19 protein-coding genes are annotated in these 19,049 nt (G+C 65.3%); 6 read left to right on the top strand and 13 right to left on the bottom strand.

The window, feature by feature from the left end; genetic code table 11:
- Nucleotides 1–216: 216 nt before the first annotated feature.
- The 3 genes from SH602x_RS00470 to SH602x_RS00460 all read right to left on the bottom strand — a co-directional run bounded on the left by SH602x_RS00470 (nt 217) and on the right by SH602x_RS00460 (nt 3,639).
- Nucleotides 217–1,476, bottom strand: coding sequence for a PstA family ABC transporter permease (locus tag SH602x_RS00470; protein WP_479474938.1), 1,260 nt, complete (start codon nt 1,474–1,476; stop codon nt 217–219).
- Nucleotides 1,473–2,483 carry a phosphate ABC transporter permease subunit PstC gene (gene pstC / locus SH602x_RS00465; RefSeq protein ID WP_479470399.1) on the bottom strand — a complete coding sequence of 337 codons (1,011 nt, stop codon included), beginning with the start codon at nt 2,481–2,483 and terminating at the stop codon, nt 1,473–1,475. The genes SH602x_RS00470 and pstC overlap by 4 nt, the downstream gene beginning before the upstream one ends.
- Nucleotides 2,484–2,547: 64 nt before the next feature.
- On the bottom strand, nt 2,548–3,639 hold the full coding sequence (locus SH602x_RS00460; protein WP_479474937.1) for a PstS family phosphate ABC transporter substrate-binding protein: 1,092 nt from the start codon (nt 3,637–3,639) through the stop codon (nt 2,548–2,550).
- A 302-nt stretch (nt 3,640–3,941) separates the two neighbouring features.
- Between SH602x_RS00460 and cyaB the strand changes: the two genes are divergently transcribed.
- Nucleotides 3,942–4,502: a class IV adenylate cyclase gene (gene cyaB / locus SH602x_RS00455; RefSeq protein WP_479474936.1), complete on the top strand. Its 561-nt coding sequence runs from the start codon at nt 3,942–3,944 to the stop codon at nt 4,500–4,502.
- Nucleotides 4,503–4,544: 42 nt separating this feature from the next.
- Here the strand turns inward: cyaB and SH602x_RS00450 are convergent, their stop codons facing one another.
- The gene (locus SH602x_RS00450; protein ID WP_479474935.1) at nt 4,545–5,162 is read right to left on the bottom strand and encodes a bactofilin family protein; all 618 of its coding nucleotides are present in this window, start codon (nt 5,160–5,162) and stop codon (nt 4,545–4,547) included.
- A 245-nt stretch (nt 5,163–5,407) separates the two neighbouring features.
- On the opposite strand from SH602x_RS00450, the gene hisF reads away from it, so the two are divergent.
- Nucleotides 5,408–6,175 carry an imidazole glycerol phosphate synthase subunit HisF gene (gene hisF, locus SH602x_RS00445; RefSeq protein WP_479470403.1) on the top strand — a complete coding sequence of 256 codons (768 nt, stop codon included), beginning with the start codon at nt 5,408–5,410 and terminating at the stop codon, nt 6,173–6,175.
- Nucleotides 6,176–6,203: 28 nt separating this feature from the next.
- Nucleotides 6,204–6,608 (top strand): HEAT repeat domain-containing protein, encoded by a 405-nt coding sequence (locus SH602x_RS00440; protein ID WP_479474934.1) that lies wholly within the window; start codon nt 6,204–6,206, stop codon nt 6,606–6,608.
- Nucleotides 6,609–6,618: 10 nt separating this feature from the next.
- Here SH602x_RS00440 and SH602x_RS00435 read toward each other — a convergent pair whose 3' ends face one another.
- From SH602x_RS00435 to SH602x_RS00425, 3 genes are all read right to left on the bottom strand, one after another.
- Nucleotides 6,619–6,945 carry a hypothetical protein gene (locus tag SH602x_RS00435; protein ID WP_479474933.1) on the bottom strand — a complete coding sequence of 109 codons (327 nt, stop codon included), beginning with the start codon at nt 6,943–6,945 and terminating at the stop codon, nt 6,619–6,621.
- 147 nt (nt 6,946–7,092) lie between these two features.
- Nucleotides 7,093–7,794: a dienelactone hydrolase family protein gene (locus SH602x_RS00430; RefSeq protein WP_479474932.1), complete on the bottom strand. Its 702-nt coding sequence runs from the start codon at nt 7,792–7,794 to the stop codon at nt 7,093–7,095.
- 215 nt (nt 7,795–8,009) lie between these two features.
- Nucleotides 8,010–8,672, bottom strand: a complete 663-nt coding sequence (locus SH602x_RS00425; RefSeq protein ID WP_479474931.1) for a phosphoribosyltransferase — start codon at nt 8,670–8,672, stop codon at nt 8,010–8,012.
- A gap of 207 nt (nt 8,673–8,879) precedes the next feature.
- Here SH602x_RS00425 and SH602x_RS00420 point away from each other — a divergent pair, with 207 nt between their 5' ends.
- Nucleotides 8,880–10,736, top strand: coding sequence for an ATP-binding cassette domain-containing protein (locus tag SH602x_RS00420; protein ID WP_479474930.1), 1,857 nt, complete (start codon nt 8,880–8,882; stop codon nt 10,734–10,736).
- Between the two features lie 254 nt (nt 10,737–10,990).
- Here SH602x_RS00420 and SH602x_RS00415 read toward each other — a convergent pair whose 3' ends face one another.
- Together SH602x_RS00415 and SH602x_RS00410 are read right to left on the bottom strand one after the other, a co-directional pair.
- A complete protein-coding gene (locus tag SH602x_RS00415) occupies nt 10,991–11,497 on the bottom strand; it encodes an Imm42 family immunity protein (RefSeq protein WP_479477139.1) in 507 nt (168 codons plus the stop codon).
- Nucleotides 11,498–11,506: 9 nt separating this feature from the next.
- On the bottom strand, nt 11,507–12,283 hold the full coding sequence (locus SH602x_RS00410; protein ID WP_479474929.1) for a CorA family divalent cation transporter: 777 nt from the start codon (nt 12,281–12,283) through the stop codon (nt 11,507–11,509).
- 180 nt (nt 12,284–12,463) lie between these two features.
- On the opposite strand from SH602x_RS00410, the gene SH602x_RS00405 reads away from it, so the two are divergent.
- Together SH602x_RS00405 and SH602x_RS00400 are read left to right on the top strand one after the other, a co-directional pair.
- Nucleotides 12,464–12,886, top strand: a complete 423-nt coding sequence (locus SH602x_RS00405) for a DUF2721 domain-containing protein (RefSeq protein ID WP_479474928.1) — start codon at nt 12,464–12,466, stop codon at nt 12,884–12,886.
- 280 nt (nt 12,887–13,166) lie between these two features.
- Nucleotides 13,167–14,699, top strand: a complete 1,533-nt coding sequence (locus SH602x_RS00400) for a sulfatase family protein (protein WP_479474927.1) — start codon at nt 13,167–13,169, stop codon at nt 14,697–14,699.
- A gap of 320 nt (nt 14,700–15,019) precedes the next feature.
- On the opposite strand, the gene SH602x_RS00395 is transcribed toward SH602x_RS00400, so the two are convergent.
- The 4 genes from SH602x_RS00395 to SH602x_RS00380 form a co-directional block, all read right to left on the bottom strand.
- Nucleotides 15,020–15,589, bottom strand: coding sequence for a hypothetical protein (locus tag SH602x_RS00395; protein WP_479470414.1), 570 nt, complete (start codon nt 15,587–15,589; stop codon nt 15,020–15,022).
- 609 nt (nt 15,590–16,198) lie between these two features.
- Nucleotides 16,199–16,996, bottom strand: coding sequence for a BON domain-containing protein (locus SH602x_RS00390; RefSeq protein ID WP_479474926.1), 798 nt, complete (start codon nt 16,994–16,996; stop codon nt 16,199–16,201).
- Between the two features lie 453 nt (nt 16,997–17,449).
- Entirely contained in the window at nt 17,450–18,343 is an 894-nt protein-coding gene (locus tag SH602x_RS00385; RefSeq protein WP_479474925.1) for a DUF1559 family PulG-like putative transporter, read from the bottom strand.
- A gap of 131 nt (nt 18,344–18,474) precedes the next feature.
- Nucleotides 18,475–18,906 (bottom strand): hypothetical protein, encoded by a 432-nt coding sequence (locus SH602x_RS00380; protein ID WP_479474924.1) that lies wholly within the window; start codon nt 18,904–18,906, stop codon nt 18,475–18,477.
- Between the last annotated feature and the right edge of the window lie 143 nt (nt 18,907–19,049).

Below are 19,049 nucleotides of genomic sequence, written 5' to 3'. Positions count from 1 at the left end.
GCATCACGAAGTCGCCGCTCCGATTTCGACGCTTCGTTCCGGGAAACGACGTCCGAGATGGACGAACGAACCGCCGCCCGCTGCACAAGCCAGCCGCGGCACGCACCCTGCCGCGTTCGCGACTGAAGTTCGCGAACCGGGCTCGGGGGATTAACACCCCCCGCTCGCCTACTGAAGCGGATTCGCAGAGGAGCGTGGAACAGCTCCTTTCGACCGCTACGACAACCGTCGCTGGAAGCGCCAGCGGACGAAGATCGCGATCGAGTTCATGACCAGCAGCAGCGCGAGGAGCGTCAGAATCGCGCCCGCCGCCAGCGGCAGAAAGCCCTGATTGAAGGGCCGGCTGGTCCAGTCATGCACCATCAGCGGCATGGCCGAGAACTGATCCATCAGGTTGCCCGGGTAGTAGCTGATGAAGACCGTGCCCGAGAGGATCAGCAGCGGGGCCGCTTCGCCGACGGCGCGGCCCATGGCCAGGATCGAGCCGGTCATGACGCCCGGCATGGCCGAAGGGAGCGTGACGCTCCAGACGGTCTGCCAGCGCGTCGCCCCCATGCCGAACGCCCCCTCGCGAAGCGAGTAAGGCACGGCCCGCAGGGCCTCCTGCGACGCCACGATCACCACCGGCAGGACCACCAGCATCAGCGTCAGGCTGCCGGCCAGGATGCTTCGCCCGAAGGGCAGGCGGACGTACCACCACGACGTATCGGTCGTCACGCCCGGCTTACGACCCGCGATGACGGTCCGGCTGCGAAGTTCCGGGTCGCTCGGCACGTCCGAGCGCTTCTCGACGACGTGAATCGCCACGGTCGGGCCGTTCCGCTTGTCGTTGAACAGCGCCTGCGTGCCCGCCTCCGGCGCCTGGGCGGCGGACTTCGCGTCGTCGGCCGGAATGAACAACAGGGCGCTCCGATCGGCGTTGTACATCTGGCCGAAGTAGCGGATGCCCATCTCGAAACCCGGATCGCCCGTGTTGCCGACCAGGCCGAACATGTACGCGAACGCCGTCAGCCCGATCAGGCCGTAGACGACCGACGGCACGCCGGCGAGATTCGCGATGTTGAGCTGCACCAGCGAATGGAGCCGCATGAGCCAGCGCGACTTGGGGCGATACTCTTCCAGGAAAATCGCCGTGCCGATGCCCAGCGGCAGCGTGAACAGCGAACAGAGGAACGTCAGAACCGCGGATCCGATCAGCGCCGGACCGACGCCGGCCTCAGCAGGGGATGAGGCGGGAAACGACGTCAGGAACTGCCAGTCGAGCGACCATAGTCCCATGAACAGGATCGAACCGATCAGCACGAACAGGATCGCGACCGAGACCATCGACGTGCCGACGCAGAGCCGGACGAACGCGCGGTCCATCCGGCTGCGGTGCTCGTGCGAGATCTTCGGCGCCCGCTCGAGGATCATCGCCATATCGGCGTCGGAAACGCCCGCGTCGCCCGTGAAGGTCTTCGTCGATCGGACGCTCATTGGTACGCCTCCTGGAATCGACGACGAACGTAATTTCCGAGCAGCGTCAACGCCATCGTGATCAGGAAGAGCGTCGCGGCGACCGCGTAGAGCGAGTAGTAATCGACGCCGAAGTTGCTGACGTCGCCCGTCGCGATCTGCGCGATGTAGCCCGTCATCGTCTGGATCTGGTTTCGCGGATCGAGCGTCATCTGCGGCGTCGCGCCGGCGGCCATCGCGACGATCATCGTCTCTCCCACCGCGCGGGCGACGGCGAGCAGCACGGCGGAGACGATGCCGGAAAGAGCCGCGGGAAATACGACCCGCAGCGACGTCTCGAACTTCGTCGCGCCCAGGCCGTACGATCCCTCGCGCAGCGCCCGGGGCACCGCCTGCAAAGCGTCTTCGGCGAGCGACGCCACGGTCGGCAGACAGAGAATGCCGACGGCGACGCCCGCGCTGAACGCGTTGTACGTATCGAACCCGAGCGTGACGAACGTCAGCGAATCGTCGAGCGTCCGGATGCCTTGCGAAATGAACGCGACCGCGAAGAACCCGTAGACGACCGTCGGAATGCCGGCCAGCAGTTCCAGCGTCGGCTTGAGCACGTTCCGCAGCGACCTCGGAGCGTACTCCGCCAGGTAGATCGCCGTGATCAGACCGAGCGGAACGGCCACGATCATCGCGATGGCGGTCACGAGAAACGTGCCGCAGATCAGCGGCCAGATGCCGTAGGTCGGTTCCCGCCCCATCTGGCTCCACGTTCCCGCGGTCACGAACTCCAGCAGCGTGACCCGCGGTACGTCGGCGGTCGAATCGGCGGCGACGTCGCGAGATTTGGGCAGGCCGAAGAATTCGTACGCCTGCCCGAAGACGATCCCGAGGATGGCGACCGTCACGAGAATCGTGAACAGGGCGAACAGGTTCAGCAGCAGGCGAACGAAGGTTTCGCTCGCCTTCGCGACGATGCGCGAGCGGACCGGATGCTTCCGGGAGGCGCCCGCGACCTCTTCAGGTTCCGACGTCATCGAAGCTGGGACCTAACAGACTCAGTCGACGCGGAGTCGACGATCGACCGAGCCTTCGGGGGGATCAGGAACCGTGCTTCGCGTCGTCGATGAACAGCTCTTCGAGCGTGCCGTGCACGTCGGCGCCGCTTTCGTCATAGTAATGCGAGCCGGCGTGCACTTCCTCGAAATGACGCTGTCCGGCCTCGTAGATCGCGTCGGGCAGTTCGACGTACTGCACCTCCTGGGCGAAGTCGCCCGCTTTTTCGAGATAGGCGCCGACGAACGCTTCGACCTGCGGCTGGTTCATCCGCTCCACGTTGACGTAGATGAACAGGGGCCGGCTGAACGGGGAGTACTCGCCGCTCTTGATCGTATCGGCAGCGACGCCGACCGCCTTGCCCGTCTTCGGGTCGACGACCTTCAGCGCCTTCAGCTTGTCCTGATCGGCGAAGTAGTACGCGGCCCCGAAGTAGCCGATCGCGCCCTTATCGCCTTCGACGCCCCGGACCAGGATGTTGTCGTCCTCGCTCAGGGACATGTCGTCTCGCAGGCTGCCCTCCTTGCCGGCGACGACTTCCTTGAAATAGTCGTACGTGCCGGAGTCGGCGCCCGGGGAGTAGATCTTGATCTGCAGATCGGGCCAGCTCGGATCGACGTCCTTCCAGGTCTGGGCCGGATCGTCCGAAAGATAGATCTTCCTGATCTGGTCGAGCGTGATCTCGTCGACCCAGTCGTTCTGCTTGTTGACCGCGATCGTCAGACCGTCGTAGGCGACCGGAAGTTCGATGAACTCCACGCCGTTCTTCCTGGCGAGATCGAGTTCGTCCTTCTTGATCGGACGCGAGGCGCCGGAGATATCGGTCTCGCCCGTCACGAAGCGCTTGAACCCGCCGCCCGTTCCCGATCGACCGACCGTCACCTTCACCTTCGGGTAATCCGCCCGGAAGGCGGCGGCAGCCGCTTCGCTCAGAGGATAGACCGTGCTCGAACCGTCGATCTCGACGGCGCCTTCCAGCGCCGACGCGCCGACGTCCGTCGAAGCCCCGGTCGTCGTATTCGACGGATTTCCGGGACCGGTCGTCGACGACGTGCAGCCGACGACGGCCAGCAGCGTTCCGGCGATGGCGAGCGTCAACCGTCCGCCGCCCGTTCCGATCCAGCTCTGCGTCTTCATCGAACGATCCTGTCGGGAGCGAAGTAGCGAGCCGATCGCTCGCGAAGGCCCGGGGCGACCAAGCCACCGGGCGGCTGAGCGCCGTAAGATCGGCGAATCAGGCGACTTGATGATGTCGCCTGCGGCGTCGATCCGGAAGCCCCAGCATTTCTCCGGTCATCCCCGGGGATCCGCTGCGAGGGCTGGCTGAGCGATCTTAAGTCCATGGAAACAATGGCCTTAAGCACCCACAGCAAGATCCGCCTTCACGAAATCTTCACGCAATTACTGCCGAACCGTCAAACGGCGACAGGAACCCCGCGATGTCGTTCGAAGTCGAGTCCAAGTACGCCCTGAACGATTCGGCGAAGTTTCTCGCGCAGGCGGAACGTGCCGGCGTCGCGTGGGAATCGCCGATCGAGCAGGTCGACCGCTACCTCCGCCACCCCTCGCGGGACTTCAGCCAGACGGGCGAAGCGTTGCGACTGCGGCGCTCGGACGGCGAGGTGTTCGTCACCTACAAGGGGCCCCGGCAGTCGCACGCGGTGAAGACCCGCCGGGAAATCGAGCTCCCCCTGACGGACGATCGCAGCGCCTTCGAGGCGTACGCCGAACTCTTCGCGGTTCTGGGCTTCGAACCGGTCGCCGAGGTCTCCAAGCGTCGCCGCAAGGCGAAGCTGGGCGAGGGCGACGCGTCGGTGGAACTTTGCTTCGACCAGGTCGAAGGGCTCGGGGAGTTCGTCGAGATCGAAGCGATCGCCGACGAGGGAGGCATCGCCGCCGCGCAGAGCCTGGTCGCCGAATGGGCGGCGAAGTTCGAGCTCGGCGAGCCCGAACCGCGAAGCTACCTGCGTCTGCTAATGGAAAAACGGGACGCGTCCTGAACGCACCCCGCTTCGAGTCTTTCTCATTCACGGACCGAGCGATCAGTCATCCCGATCATCGTCGTCGTCGTCATCATCTCCGCCTCCGCCGCCGCCTCCACCGGCTCCGCCGCTGACGTCCCCTTCGACCCGGCTGTTGGGCGAGACGATCGCCTGGCCCTTGTCGCGTTCGCGGACGTTGCCTTTGACGAGGCTGTTATCGACGATGCGGACGTCGCCGAAGTCGTACTCGTAGATGTTGCCTTCGATCAGGCTGCGGGAGACCGTGACGTTGCCGGCGCCCCGCTCTTCGATGTTGCCCTTCACGACGCTGCTGGACGCGATCTGGACCGTGCCGTTGTCGCGCTCGTCGATGTTCCCCTCGACCAGTCCGTCATTGGAGACGACGACCTGACCCCCTTCGCTCTCGAAGAGGTTCCCCTTGATGGTTCCGCCCCGCACGATGACCGAGCCGACGCCCTTCTGCCGGACGTTCCCCTCGATCGTGCCGAGGACGGTCAGCGTTCCTCCGATCACGGTCACGTTCTTTTCCAGCGTCTGACCCGCCGGGATGGTCTTGTTCCCGCGGAAAGTGACGTCGTCGGCGAACGCCGGGACCGCCACGAGACCGGTCGCGAGGGCGACGGCCGCGGACACGCTGCGGAGCGAGAATCGAAGCATCGCGAAAATCCTGAGACGAAAAGAACAGCTCCCGGCGACGTGCGGACGACGGCGACGCCGGCATTCAATCCTTAAGAAACGTTAAGCCAAGCCTCCTGTTAACCCGGATTGCGGAAATCTTCACGAAGCCGCGACACGGATCGCCGGGTGGCGAACGACGTCGGGAGACGGGAAAATAGCCCTCCGGAATGCCAGAAACCGTCCCGCCGCCGACGCTTACGACCGCTCTACCGAAGCCGCCGCCCATGCTGACCGCCCGCGTGATTCCCTGCCTGGACGTGAACCTGGGGCGGGTCGTGAAGGGGACGAACTTCCTGAACCTGCGCGACGCGGGCGACCCGGTCGAGGTGGCCCGACGTTACGAGGGAGAGGGCGCCGACGAACTCGTCTTCCTCGACATCACCGCCAGCCACGAAGAGCGGGGCATCATGCTCGACGTGGTGAGGCGGACCGCGGAGCAGGTCTTCATGCCGCTCACCGTCGGCGGGGGCATCCGCACGCTCGACGACATCCGCGCGCTGCTGAACGCGGGGACGGACAAGGTCTCGATCAACTCCGCCGCGTCGAAGAATCCTGACTTCGTCCGTCAGGCGGCCGAACGCTTCGGCAGCCAGTGCATCGTCGTCAACATCGACCCCAAGCGAGTGCAGAAGGAGGGCCGCGAAGTCTGGGAGGTCCACGTCAACGGCGGTCGCGTTCCCACCGGTCGCGAAGCCGTCGCCTGGGCTCGCGAGGTCGAAGCGCTCGGGGCAGGGGAGATCGTCCTGACCAGCATGGACGCCGACGGCACCAAGAACGGCTACGACCTGGAGATCACCAAAGCCGTCAGCGAAGCGGTCACGATCCCCGTCGTCGCCAGCGGCGGCGCCGGTTCGCCCGATCATCTCGCCGACGCCATTCTGCTCGGCAAAGCCGACGCCGCGCTCGCCGCGAGCATCTTTCACTTCGGCGAATACACGATTCGCGAGACGAAAGAGCGGATGAAGGAGCGCGGGATCCCGGTCAGGCTCTAAGCGGTCGCAGGGCACGCAGGAGCGAGCGATGGGAAAGCGAAGTCGCTGGCGGGATGATCCTGATCCCGAACAACGTCGCTGGGCCAAGGCGTACCCGCACTTTCCTGGCGTCGAAGAGTGCGTACGCCTGATCCTCGCCGGCAAAGCGCGCGGAACTTGGGCCGATCTGATCGTCCTCGAACTGGCCGACAACGCCGCCGCATGCTTCGACGAGTTCGTCGAAGCTTTTCATCGGCACGAGGACTACGGAGTTCGAATCTACGTGCTGATGGCGCTCGAAGAGGCGAAACTGCCGGAGAGCGTTCCGTTCCTGACGGAACTGCTCCAGTCGGAAGAGGGTCGCTTCCGACTCTATGCCGAACGAACGCTCCAAGCGATCGATACGAAGGAAGCCCGCACCGCGCTCTGGCTCGCCCGTCCGAGCGAACCGTAGAAGCCGGGCCTCACTTCTCCGACGTATCGATCTTCGGCAGAGACGTCCGCGTCGGATCGTCTTCCAGATCGTCGCGGTCGGGGCCGCCGTATCCCTCCGCCGCTTTGTCGTCGCGGGGATCGTAGGTCGGGATGCCGCCGCCGGCGCTCATGCCGATTCCGGTCGCGTCGACCATCGCTTCGCTGACCGACGGACCGCCGGACGCGCGGGCGATGGCGTCGATGTCCATGTGGGCGACGTGGTCATTCTGATTCACGACGCCGGTTCGCTCGATCTCGGCCAGGTCCTTCAGAACCTGCTCGTCGCGCGGCGTCAGCGGCTTCTCGTGCTTGGTCATGGCGCTGTCCTCGAAGTGCGGAAGAATCGTCTGTCGAATCGCCCGCGCGACTCGATTCGGCTTCCTGCATTATATGGCAACCGCCGTACCGGGCCGGTCGAATCCTCGTTCGGGGAGCGGACGAACCGACCAGCAGGCCGCTGGCGATCAGCGCGACCGCGGAGCGTCGGCGACGGTCGGCGGCTCGCTGCTCCGGTCGAGATGTGCGAGGAACCATTCGCCGGCCAGCCGCGCGGCCTCCTCCAGCGTGCCGGGCTCTTCGAAGAGATGCGACGCGCCCCGAACGATTTCCAGTCGCTTCTCCGACGCCGAACCGAGCCGCGCGAGGGCCTGCTGGTTCAGGCCGATCACCGGCGAATCGTGACTGCCGACGATCAGCAGCGTCGCCGCCTGCACGCGGGGGAGGGCGTCGCCGGCCAGATCGGGCCGTCCTCCGCGCGAGACGACGGCCGCGATCTCCGGTCGGTCCGCCGCCGCGACGAGGGCCGCCGCCGCGCCTGTGCTCGCCCCGAAGTAGCCGACGGGAAGATCGTGCGTCGCTTCCTGTTCGCCCAGCCAGTCGCTGACCAGGCCGACGCGCTCGGCGAGCAGGTCGATGTCGAAGCGATGCTGACGCGTCGCCGCGTCCTTCCGCTCTTCCTCTTCGGTCAGCAGGTCGAAAAGCAGCGTCGCGAAGCCGCGCTCCTGCAATGTCCGCGCGACGAACCGGTTCCGCGAACTATGCCGGCTGCTGCCGCTGCCGTGCGCGAAAAGAATCACGCCTCGCGGACGATCCGGCGACGTCAGATCGCCCTGAATCGTCCCGGCGTTCGTCTCCAGCCGAATCGCCTTTTCGCTGATGGAGGGCATGGCATAGTTCCGGAAGTCTGGGTGGCCCAGATTGCTTGCAATCTGGGTCGAACGAAGTTCGACAAGAGGAGCCGCAGCCGGAAAGCGCCGACATCATCTAGCGGCATGGCAGACCGTGCGTCGATCCACTTGCGTCATGGAAGAGTCGCTCCAGCGTCTGCACTGGCAGAGCCAGCGCCACCCGAAGGAGCGAGTCTTGCAGTTTCTCTTCTGGCTCAATACGCCGTCGGCTCGCCCCTCCGTCGTGCGGCACGTCCGAGCGTTTCGATCACCTCATCGTCCGTCGTGGGCGAGAAGTCGACGTACCACGACCCGACCGCGCTGAAGTTCTCCGGCATCGAGGCGCAGACGACTTCGTCGGCGAACCGCGCGAGCGAGGCGACCGTCTCTTGCGCGCCGACCGGCACGGCGACCACGAGCTTCGCCGGTCCCTGCTTGCGCACGGCGTCGACCGCCACCCGCATCGTCGCGCCGGTCGCGAGCCCGTCGTCGACCAGGATCACGATCTTCCCCGCTAGCTTCGGCGGCGGAGCGTGCTTGCGATACGCGATCTCCCGCCGCTGGAGTTCCAGCCGCTCTTGCTGGACGACGTCGCGAAAGACTTCGTCGGAAACGTGCAGGCTCTGGACGACGCTTTCGTTGACCACGATCGCGTCGCCGGTCGCGAGTGCGCCCATCGCCAGTTCTTCGTGGCCGGGCACGCCCAGCTTTCGCACGAGGAAGACGTCCAGCGGCGCCCCCAGCGCCTCGGCCACCTCCGCGGCGACCGGCAAGCCCCCCCGGGGCAGGCCCAGAACGAGAACGTTTTCGTTTTCTTCGTAAGCGGTCAGACGCTCGGCCAGTCGCCGTCCGGCGTCGATGCGATCCGCGAATTTCATGGCGCTTGCCTCCTGGGAGTCCTTAATCGAATTATCGCAAACGCCGTTCCGTCACGCCCGAAATTGCTTATGTTCGGTCGCCGGTCGGCTCCTGGGCCGGAAATCGCGACCTCCACGCGACGATTCGGACTCGAAGGGCGATAATGCACGGTTCCCTGTGCGTTTCCGCGCGCCCTCGCGCCTTCCCCTGTGCTTGCAGCGGTCCGTATGCCCCTGGTTTCGATCGAAGAACTGACCGTCGGATTCGGCTCGGCTCCGCTGCTGGACGGCGTCTCCTGGAACGTGGAGCCGGGGCAGAAGGTCGGCCTGCTGGGGCGAAACGGCTCCGGCAAGACGACGCTCATGCGCCTGCTCGCCGGCGACATCGAATCCGATCATGGATCGGTGACCTTCGCGCCCGGCGCCAAAGTCGCCCGCCTGGAACAGGACGTTCCCCAGGATCTGACCGGCAGCATCTTCGAGGTCGTCGAATCGGGCTGGCAGCCGGACGACGACGAACACGACGAGACCTGGCGGGCGGCCCAGCAGGTCGAACGGATCCTGTTCGATATGGAACTGGACGGCGAACGGCGCTTCGAGGCGCTCTCCGCCGGGATGAAGCGCCGCGTCCTGCTCGCGAAGGCGCTCGTCGCTTCGCCCGATCTGCTGCTGCTCGACGAGCCGACGAATCACCTCGACGTCGACGCCATCGTCTGGCTGGAGAACTGGCTCGCCCGCTGGCGGGGAACGCTCCTGTTCGTGACGCACGACCGCGCGTTCCTCAGGAAGCTGGCGACGCGAATTCTGGAAATCGACCGCGGACGCCTGTTCGACTGGTCGTGCGACTACGACACGTTCCTGGAACGGAAAGAGGCCGCGCTCGCCGCGGAGGAAAAGCAGAACGCCCTGTTCGACAAGAAGCTGGCCCAGGAGGAGGTCTGGATCCGCACCGGCATCAAGGCCCGCCGGACCCGCAACGAAGGACGCGTCCGCGCGCTCGAGGCGATGCGCCGCGACCGATCCGAACGCCGCGAAAAGGTCGGCAAGTCGAACCTCGTCATTCAGGAAGCGAACCGCAGCGGCACGCTGGTCGTGGAGGCGAAGGAAATCTCCTTCACCTACGGCGACCGTCCGATCTTCGAGAACTTCTCCACGACCATCATCCGCGGCGACAAGATCGGCGTGCTCGGTCCTAACGGCGCGGGCAAGACGACGCTGCTGCGATCGCTGCTGGGCGAACTTCAGCCGCAGACGGGCAGCGTGAAACTGGGCACCAACCTGCAGATCGCCTACTTCGATCAGCTCCGCGGCCAGCTCGACGAGAACGCCACCGTGCAGGAGAACGTCGGCGAAGGCTCCGACACGATCATGATCAACGGCGAGCGGAAGCACGTCCTCGGCTACCTGCAGGACTTTCTCTTCGCGCCGTCGCGGGCGCGCACGCCGGTGAAGTTTCTTTCCGGCGGAGAACGCAACCGCATCCTCCTGGCGAAGCTCTTCGCCAAGCCGGCGAACGTGATCGTGCTCGACGAACCGACGAACGATCTCGACGCCGAGACGCTGGAGATGCTGGAAGAGCGCCTGGTCGAGTTCCCCGGCACGGTCGTCGTCGTCAGCCACGATCGCGCCTTCCTCGACGACGTCGTGAGCTCGGTCATCGTGTTCGAGCCGGGCGGCCTCCGCGAATACGTCGGCGGCTACACCGACTGGAAGCGGGCCGTCGAACGCCGCGAAGCCGACGCGAAGAAGAACGCCGAAGGAGGCGGCAAGCGGGCGTCAGGGAAGAGCGAGACCGGGAAAGCCGCCGGCTCCTCGGGCGCCTCCTCTTCACCGGCCAAGGCCGTCAACCTGACCTCCAGCTCGCGGAAGCTCTCCTTCAAGGAGAAGCACGAACTCGAACGCCTCCCTGCGGAGATCGAGAAGCTGGAAGCGCAGATCGCCGAGGTGCACCAGCAGATGGCCGACCCCGGCTTTTATCAGCAGCCCGCCGCGAAACTGACCGAGGTGCAGACGAAGCTCTCGACCCTGGAGCAGAAGGTCAAGAAGTCTTACGCGCGGTGGGAAGAGCTGGAAGCGGCGGGGTGAGCGCCCCGGACTTCCGTCGTGAAGCGACTCGCTTTAAATCGTGAGTCTCAAGAGGGTGCCACTGGCTTTGCCAGTGCTGGACCGAACGGCTCGGTCGGACATGTTGGGCGATCGAGCCAGACGCGGCACTGGCGGAGCCAGTGGCACCCGCACCCCTTCGGCAACCCACACGTTTGAGCGAGTCGCTGTAGTAGGGTGGGTCATTGACCCACCACGCGACTTGTTTCGTCGGGTGAGCGGCGCGCGCATGCGATCTACACGCGTTCGGGCATGATCGCGAGCGCCCAATCCGCATAAGATCGCAACGTCTCGTCGAACGCGACGATCGGCAGAGAGCCATCGGCAAGCACGCATTCTGTTCGCAGATCCTTCGCGAGAACGCGCATCGTTCCGGCAGACGCCCCGATGGCGACGATGCCGTAGCGATCTCGCGTCGACTCCATCGCAATGTCGTCCAGGTGGAAGCGCTCGCGCAGGCTCGGATGCTCCCAGAGCGAGTCGGAGTAGAAGCGGTCGTAAACGCGCGCGAACGCCTCCTCGGCAGACTCTGGCGCCGCGTCGTCATCCACTCTCAGCTCAGCCATGTTCAGGAACTCGATGGCGTACCTCGCGCTTCCTCGCAACAGGATCAGTTCTTCGGAATCGCCGACCGGAATCCCGGCGATCCAGTACCGAAACGAACCGTAGATCCTCGAATCGCCGCCCCGAGGCACGAATGCATTGGATTCGATCGCGAATGAAGAGGCGGATCCGAAAATCATCGAACTCACTCACCTCTCGTACTTCGACTTCGTCCGCGTCTTATCCCCCGGCGGCCTCGCCGGCTGCGTCACGCCGAGGGCGAGGACGATGCCGATGAGCAGCGCCGCGCCGACCAGCGCGAGCCAGAGGAGCGGGCTGTCGTACGGCTCCAGGATGTGCTCCACGTTCATGCCGAAGATCGCCGCGATCGTGGCGAGCGGGAAGAAGAGCGCCGCCAGCACGTTCAGGCGATGGGCCGACGTCGCCATGCGATGACTGGCGACGGCATGCTGCTCCGCCCGCCGGGCGATGTCGTAATCGAGCAGGTTCTTCGCCTCCGCGTACAGCAGCTCCGCCGTTCGCGTCAGGTCGTACGCCCGGTCGCGATGATTGATCAGCGGGCGATCGTCGGGAACGAGCTTTCGCGCCTCCGACACGACGTCCAGCAGGTTCTCCGCCGCACGCCGCAGCGGGGCGAGCCCCTCCAGCGTTCGGAAGAAATCCTCGGCAGACTTGGTCTGGGTATCGACCAGGTCGAGCCGCTCGATCGCCTGTGCGTACTCGGCCACATGCTTGCCCAGGGCGTCGGGACCCGGTCCGAGATCGGTCGATTTCCATTCCCCGCGAGGCGAGCGCCAGAAGAGCCTGGCCTTTCGGCCCGTATCGTCGGGCGCCGGGGGAAGATGGGTCACCAGCAGCAGGTGCCCGTCGTGATGCATCACGCGCTGCCTGCCCGCCTGATCGCCGAGGCGTTCGCGAAAGACCTGGGGAACGTCCCACGCGGCGGGGATGAGCGATTTGCTCACGGTCGGAACCATCGGCGCCATCCTGCGGAGAATCCTGGAAGCGATTCGTGCGGCTGCCTCAGCATAACTCGGGCCCCGTCTTACCGGCCGTCCGCTGCCTTCGACGGGCCGCTACATTGGATTCGCCGCAATCGGATGAAGCTTTCGCGAACTCACAATCTGAGGAACCGGGACCGCCGCATGGAGATCGGATACCAGACGCCCGCGCTGCTCTTTCCGGCGATCACGCTGCTGTTGCTCGCCTACTCGAACCGTTTCCTGACGCTGGCGACGCTGATCCGGTCGCTGCACGCCAAGCACCAGGCGGCGCCCGACGCGCGGATCAAGGTCCAGCTGCGCAATCTGCGTTACCGGGTGATCCTGATCCGGAACATGCAGTTCCTGGCCGTGGCCAGCTTTTTCTTCTGCGTCGTCTGCATGCTGTTTCTGTTCTTTCAGGACTTCTTTCCCGACACGACCCAGACGGGGAGCAAGATCTCCTTCGCGATCGCTTTGCTGCTCCTGCTCATGTCGCTGGCCCTCTCCCTCCGCGAGATCCAGGTCTCCGTCGACGCCCTCTCCGTACAGATCGCCGACCTCGACGAAGGGGATACGGAGCACTGAGTCAGGACGCATGTGTGCCATGGCTGGCTTGTCCAGCCGTGTGCCTCTAGTTCCGTCCGTCCAGTGGAGCAATCTCGGCACGAAATTCCGCTCGTCGCGATGTTCGTGCAAGTGAGAACGTGCCCTCGCTTCCGCACGGCTGGACAAGCCAGCCATGGCACACGGAAGAAACTGATTGCCGCATCAAGTCGGGGTCACGACTTGTCTGCTTCGGAACGACTTGTCCGTCTGAAGTAAAATCGAGGCCTCGCCTCGTCTCCTCTTCTGCGGACGCTTTCGTATGCGACTTCTCTCCACGCTGCTCGTCGCCCCGCTGCTTCTGATCGCATCGCTCTCCCTCGCCGCGGAGCGCCCCAACGTCGTCCTGATCTACGCCGACGACGTGGGCTACGGCGACGTGGGCTGCTACGGAGCGACGGCGGTCGAGACGCCGAATATCGATCGCCTGGCGAAGGAGGGGCTGCGGTTCACCGACGCGCATTCGCCGTCCGCGACCTGCACGCCGTCGCGTTACGCGATGCTGACCGGCGAGTACGCCTGGCGGCAGAAAGGGACCGGCATCGCGACGGGCGACGCGAACCTGATCATCGCGCCGGGGCGCGTAACGCTGGCCTCGATCCTGAAGCAGGCCGGCTATCGCACCGGCGTCGTCGGCAAATGGCACCTGGGCCTGGGGCAGGGGAAGGTCGACTGGAACGCTGCGATCGCGCCCGGGCCGGAGGCGGTCGGCTTCGACTACTCCTTCCTGATCCCCGCGACTGGCGACCGCGTGCCGACCGTCTATACGGAGAACGGGCGCGTCGTCGGGCTCGATCCCAACGACCCGATCGAGGTCAGCTACCAGGGGAAGATCGGCGACGAACCGACCGGCGCCGCGAGGCCCGACCTGCTGAAGATGAAGCACAGCCATGGCCACGACAACACGATCGTGAACGGCATCGGTCGCATCGGCCATATGACCGGCGGCAAGGCGGCCCGCTGGAAAGACGAGGAGATGGCCGACCGCATCACGGAAAAGGCGGTCGCCTACCTGGAGCAGGAATCGAACGAGCCTTTCTTCCTCTTCTTCTCGCTGCACGACATTCACGTTCCCCGCGCGCCGCACGAGCGGTTCGTCGGCAAGACGACGATGGGCCCCCGCGGCGACGCGATCGTACAGATGGACTGGTGCGTCGGTCAGATCCTGGAAACGCTCGATCGGCTGGGTCTGGCCGAGAACACGATCGTCCTGTTCGGCAGCGACAACGGACCGGTCATCGACGACGGCTATCAGGACCAGGCTGTCGCGAAGCTGGGCGATCATCGCCCTGCCGGACCCTTCCGCGGCGGCAAGTACAGCGCCTTCGAGGGCGGGACGCGTACGCCTCTGCTCGTGCGCTGGCCGGCGAAGGTGCAGGGGGGAAGCGCCTCCGGCGCTCTCGTCAGCCAGGTCGACTTCCCGGCCAGCTTCGCCTCGCTCGTCGGTATCGACTTGCCGGCAGACGCCGCGCCCGACAGCTTCGACGTGCTGCCCGCGCTTCTGGGCCATAGCGAGCAGGGACGGCAGACGCTGGTCGAGCATGCCGGGACGCTCGGCTATCGCGACGGCGACTGGAAGCTGATCGTCGCCTCGAAGGGACCGAAGCGAAACGCGAACACCAACACGGAGATGGGGAACGCTCCCGCTCCGCAGCTCTACGACCTGTCCCAAGATCCCGGCGAGACGCAGAACGTCGCCGCCGAGCGCCCCGAGCAGGTGCAGTCGATGCTCGCCGCGCTCGAAGCGATCAAGAGCGCGAAGGGGAGCCGGCCAGGGTTTGAAGCGTCGAAGTAAGGCGCAATACGCGCGATCGCTTACAGGCTTAACGAAGAGTTTCGGGTGCCACTGGCTCCGCCAGTGCCGCAACTTGAAAGGTCGCCCAACACGAGCGATCCGGCCTCCGGAAAAGCGCTGGCGGAGCCAGCGGCACCCGGAGGAGAAGCTGACGTTTAACGATCGAACGGACCGCTACCATACTGCCACGGAAGCGGGTACCAACGTCGTGGCAGGCGAGGGCGCCAGCCCTACAAGAGCGCACGAAAAAAGCCGAGCGTCTGTTCGACGCCCGGCTTTCGTGAGGTTCGCGATCGGATCGTGCGGCGGAAGCCTGGCGATCAGAAGGGGGCCGTGACGCCGCCGTCGACGTCGCCGACCATGTGGAAGTGGTTGTGGTCGATGTAGAGCACTTCGCTCGCGTCGCTGTCGATGATCGTGTGCGGGATCGGCCAGCCGATGTACTTCTTCTCCGAGTAGTACACGGTGCACTTGTAGTGCGCGTGATGGAGCTGGGCCGGACCGATCAGCGGCACGTGCCGCGGCGGATCGATGTAGTCGGCGATCTTCTCTTTCACGATCTGGACGTTGTTCCGCTGCACCTCGTACAGGAGCGGGAAGCCGCCCTGCTGAGGATTGGCCCGTTCCCAGGCACGGATCACTTCGTCATCGCTCGGGGGATCGAGCGCGACCGCGGGGCCGCCCTGCGTGAGGGGTCCGAGGATCGGCACCCGCATGTAGCGTTCGTTGATCCAGGCCTCGTCTTCCTTGATCTTCTGGAAGTAAGGCGAGACCGGGATCGGAATACCCAGCGGGCCGAGATTGGCGCCGGACCCGATGACGCAGCCGGTGTTGGCGATCAAGATCGTCGCCACCAGGGAGGAGATCGCGGTCCACCGTTTGCAGGCCATTTCGCAATCCTTGCTGTTTCGTGACCCGGAACTCGCACCCCGAGCCTTCGCTCAAGGGCTTCCTGGTTCGAGGCGTCATCGCCCAGGGGACGGGATCCGCCCGCGACGAGCGGACGCCGTTCGGCGTCGTGTCGGGAAACGGTTTTCAAGTCGCTGTTGAATCGTAGCGGGGTTCGACTTCGTCGCACGATTGCGCCGAATACGCGCCCAAGCGCTATCTGTAGGAATGGTATCGAGCGCGCCCGGCTCGAACTTGCGATATTCTCGGAACCTTCGGACGATTCGGACTCTTCGTCAGAGTCGGCAAGCACGCGAGGCTCCAGCAGACGCCTCCCAGGCGAGCGGAGGGCGTCAGCCCTCCGTGCGAACGCCGAGAAAGCGCCGGACGCCTTCCGCACGCACGCAACATGCTTCGACGACACGGCGAGGCTCTGCACGCAGGCGACGCCTTCTGCACGAATCCGGACACGGAGGGCTGACACCCTCCGCTCGCCTGAGGGGTTCAAGCGAGCTCCGAGCGTCGACTGACGACACGAAAAAACCTCGTCTCTTCAGGCGAAGAGACGAGGTCGGATCGGAGGAACCGTCGCCGGCTCGGCAGGGCGAACCTTAGTTCCGCTTGTCGCGGAACTTCAGGTTCCACCAGCCGTCATCCCACTGCAGCGTGACGTGACGCCAGCCGAGCGGAACCTGCGGGTAGGGATAGAACGGGCCGATGTAGGGCCACGCCGTCGGCGAGTACTGCTTCGGATAGGTGACCGCCGCGTAGTTCGGAGCCGCGGCGTACGCCGGCCAGGCGTAGGGCGGCATCTGCGGGTGGTCGTAGACGGGCGGGGGAACCGCGCCCATCTGGCTCGGGCCGTACATCGGAACCGGTCCGCCGTGCATCGGCATCGGAGGGCCGTGCATCGGTCCGGCCTGCATCGGGCCGCCGCCGTGCATGGGGCCCATCGCGATTCCGCTCGGAGCGGCCGCCATGGGAACCTGGGCCATCTGGTACTGCGGAGCCGCAGAGGGCTTCAGCACCGACGGGATCGGCTGCTGGGCCGCCGCCGGAGCGATGGCGTATTCCGCCGAGCCTTCCTGCTGCACGTGAACCTGAGCCGCACCGGCTGCCGGAGCGACTTCCAGGCCGTTGACGACCTGGCGGACGCCGGGAACGCGGCGAGCGGTCTCGATCACGAGCGACTTCTGCTCCGCCGTGGCGAGTTGCCCGTAGAGCTGCACGACGCCGTCCTGGACCTGCATCTGGACGTCGAAACGTTCCAGTCGCCCGGCCTCGCGTTCGGCGGTGAGCTGCTCGTTGAGCTGGTTGGCGATCGACTGATCGTCGCCCAGCGCCAGCCCAGCCGGCGCCAGCGCCGCGGCTGCGCCTAGGACTGCGGCCTTGAATACCCACTTACGCATCGAAATCCCTCCTGAATGACGGTTCCTGCGTGCCGCCTTTTCGCGGGACCGGGAGGGATGCTCGACGACCGAGCCGGCGATCCTCCGTCGCCTCCCGCGGCTTTTCGACCGATGCGAAAAGGACGCGCCCGAGCGCCTGGCCGCCATCGGACAAGGCGCGCTTCGTTTCATTACTTCGGCGGAAAACGGGCCCTGCTCGGGGTCGATGACGAACTGGTCGCCACGGCCTTCGTGCGAGGTCCGCGCCCTCTCCGACGAATGCGAGTCGGTATATGGTTTCGGCCCGTCGGAAGCACGGCAGGTAGCATTTTTTCCGATTTTGCCCACGAACCCGATTGTCCGCCCCCGAGGCGCCGTTCGCGGGGGGCGCTTTTGCGCCTGACGTCAAACGAAAAACGCCGCCCCTCGGGACGGCGTCGCACGTCGAAACGTTCTTCGGCTCGCGGAGCGGCGTTACTGAATCACGCCGCCCGGGATGGTGTTGCCGTCGGAGCGATGGCCGAGATTGTTCCACACGGTCGCATCGACTGTGAAGGAAATCGCGTGGGTCGAGGCGTCCGCCATCACGCCCATCGTCGCGCCGGGATGTACGCCGCCGAAGCGATAGCCTTCCCAGCCGCCCTGGTTGTTGTATCGCTTGTCCGGATAGGGCAGGAAACCGGTGTAGCGAACCGTGTCGGGATCCCAGCCGCCGAACCAGCCGGCGTCGTCGTGCCAGTCGCCGACCTTGTAGAGCGCCTGATTCAGTTGCTTTTCGCCGGCCAGAAGCGTGTTCGACGTGCCGTCGGTGATGCTCGCGAACCGACTCTCGCGATTGTCGCCGCCGCGCACGATCACGCCCGCGTACGGCGCGTTCGTCGGAATGCCCCAGGTGTTTCCGTACCAGAACTGGTCCCAGGAGTTCGGGCTGTCGGCAGGCGTCGCGATGGCGTAGTCGTTCAGGTGCCGGTCGGCCTGGTACCGCGGACCGCCTCGCGACGGGCAGATATAGCCCGGGATGACGGTCCGTTCGACCGTCGCGTTGTTGACGATGTCCTGAACTTGCGTCTGCTCCATGTAGCCGAGGATCTGGTAGAAGAAACTCGGGCCCATGTCCCCGCCGCCCCAGCGATTGACCCCTTCCCAGGGCCAGGTCCCGCCGGTGGGAAACTTCCTGTGGGTGTCGTGGAAGTTGTGCGTCGCGATTCCGATCTGCTTCAAGCGATTCGAGCAATCGGCCCGATTGGCGGCCTCGCGAGCGGCCTGCACCGCGGGCAGCAGCAGGGCGACGAGCACCCCGATAATCGCGATCACGACCAGCAGTTCGACGAGCGTGAAGCCCCTCCGCTTCTTGAAACCAGGATCCATGACCGAGCCCCTTACAGATGAGAACGCGACGCCGATGTCGCCGATGAGCGATCTCTTCGCGCGGCGGAAAACAGCCGCGCAATGACGTACGAAGATTATCTGAGCCTGGACGTAGAAAACTTCGATGGAACCTACGACCCAGCGGTCGCGTCCAATTCGCGAATCTCGCCCATGGTGGTGACGCCCAGCGGGGCGCTCCCCTCCGACGGCGCTTCGTGAGCGATGATCGGCGTTGAACCGTCGGCCCCGGGAGGTCCCGCGTTCGTGCCGTACTTGATGACGAAAGGCTTGCCGTCCCGCGGCGAAACGAACAGATCGCCGGGCGACGTCGCGTCGAAGGTGGCGTATTCCTGCGGATCCAGCGATTTCAGGTACTGCTCGAACTCTTGCTGGTTCTTCGGCGGCTGTCCGCGGTGCTTCCCCTGGTAGCGACCGTACAGAGCCGCGACGCCCTTGAGCCGGTTGTGAACCGTAAGGTCCTCGACAGACGGACCCGTGTCGCACCCGAGCGGGAGGGCAGCGAGCACGAGCCAGGCGAGAAGCGCGACCGAACGGCGCGGCATGGCGGGAAACTAGGAAAAGAACGAGAGATAAGAGGGGAGTTGATCCCCGCATCTCCGTTATAGCGCCGCCCAGTTCCACGCAAAAGCTTAACGATCGGATTTTTTTAGTATCGCTTCAAGAACGGCTCCGCTTGAGCGAAACG

Source organism: Lignipirellula cremea, from assembly GCF_056501455.1.
This window is presented reverse-complemented; position numbering and strand designations above follow the sequence as displayed.

Excerpts from the sequence above, each read along its gene's own strand:
- SH602x_RS00385 (WP_479474925.1), bottom strand. The coding sequence starts at position 18,343 with ATGGATCCTGGTTTCAAGAAGCGGAGGGGCTTCACGCTCGTCGAACTG.
- SH602x_RS00390 (WP_479474926.1), bottom strand. The coding sequence starts at position 16,996 with ATGCGTAAGTGGGTATTCAAGGCCGCAGTCCTAGGCGCAGCCGCGGCG.
- SH602x_RS00425 (WP_479474931.1), bottom strand. The coding sequence starts at position 8,672 with ATGAAATTCGCGGATCGCATCGACGCCGGACGGCGACTGGCCGAGCGT.
- SH602x_RS00430 (WP_479474932.1), bottom strand. The coding sequence starts at position 7,794 with ATGCCCTCCATCAGCGAAAAGGCGATTCGGCTGGAGACGAACGCCGGG.
- SH602x_RS00400 (WP_479474927.1), top strand. The coding sequence starts at position 13,167 with ATGCGACTTCTCTCCACGCTGCTCGTCGCCCCGCTGCTTCTGATCGCA.
- SH602x_RS00395 (WP_479470414.1), bottom strand. The coding sequence starts at position 15,589 with ATGGCCTGCAAACGGTGGACCGCGATCTCCTCCCTGGTGGCGACGATC.
- SH602x_RS00420 (WP_479474930.1), top strand. The coding sequence starts at position 8,880 with ATGCCCCTGGTTTCGATCGAAGAACTGACCGTCGGATTCGGCTCGGCT.
- cyaB (WP_479474936.1), top strand. The coding sequence starts at position 3,942 with ATGTCGTTCGAAGTCGAGTCCAAGTACGCCCTGAACGATTCGGCGAAG.
- SH602x_RS00460 (WP_479474937.1), bottom strand. The coding sequence starts at position 3,639 with ATGAAGACGCAGAGCTGGATCGGAACGGGCGGCGGACGGTTGACGCTC.
- SH602x_RS00380 (WP_479474924.1), bottom strand. The coding sequence starts at position 18,906 with ATGCCGCGCCGTTCGGTCGCGCTTCTCGCCTGGCTCGTGCTCGCTGCC.
- SH602x_RS00415 (WP_479477139.1), bottom strand. The coding sequence starts at position 11,497 with ATGATTTTCGGATCCGCCTCTTCATTCGCGATCGAATCCAATGCATTC.
- SH602x_RS00450 (WP_479474935.1), bottom strand. The coding sequence starts at position 5,162 with ATGCTTCGATTCTCGCTCCGCAGCGTGTCCGCGGCCGTCGCCCTCGCG.
- SH602x_RS00435 (WP_479474933.1), bottom strand. The coding sequence starts at position 6,945 with ATGACCAAGCACGAGAAGCCGCTGACGCCGCGCGACGAGCAGGTTCTG.
- SH602x_RS00405 (WP_479474928.1), top strand. The coding sequence starts at position 12,464 with ATGGAGATCGGATACCAGACGCCCGCGCTGCTCTTTCCGGCGATCACG.
- pstC (WP_479470399.1), bottom strand. The coding sequence starts at position 2,483 with ATGACGTCGGAACCTGAAGAGGTCGCGGGCGCCTCCCGGAAGCATCCG.
- SH602x_RS00470 (WP_479474938.1), bottom strand. The coding sequence starts at position 1,476 with ATGAGCGTCCGATCGACGAAGACCTTCACGGGCGACGCGGGCGTTTCC.
- SH602x_RS00440 (WP_479474934.1), top strand. The coding sequence starts at position 6,204 with ATGGGAAAGCGAAGTCGCTGGCGGGATGATCCTGATCCCGAACAACGT.
- hisF (WP_479470403.1), top strand. The coding sequence starts at position 5,408 with ATGCTGACCGCCCGCGTGATTCCCTGCCTGGACGTGAACCTGGGGCGG.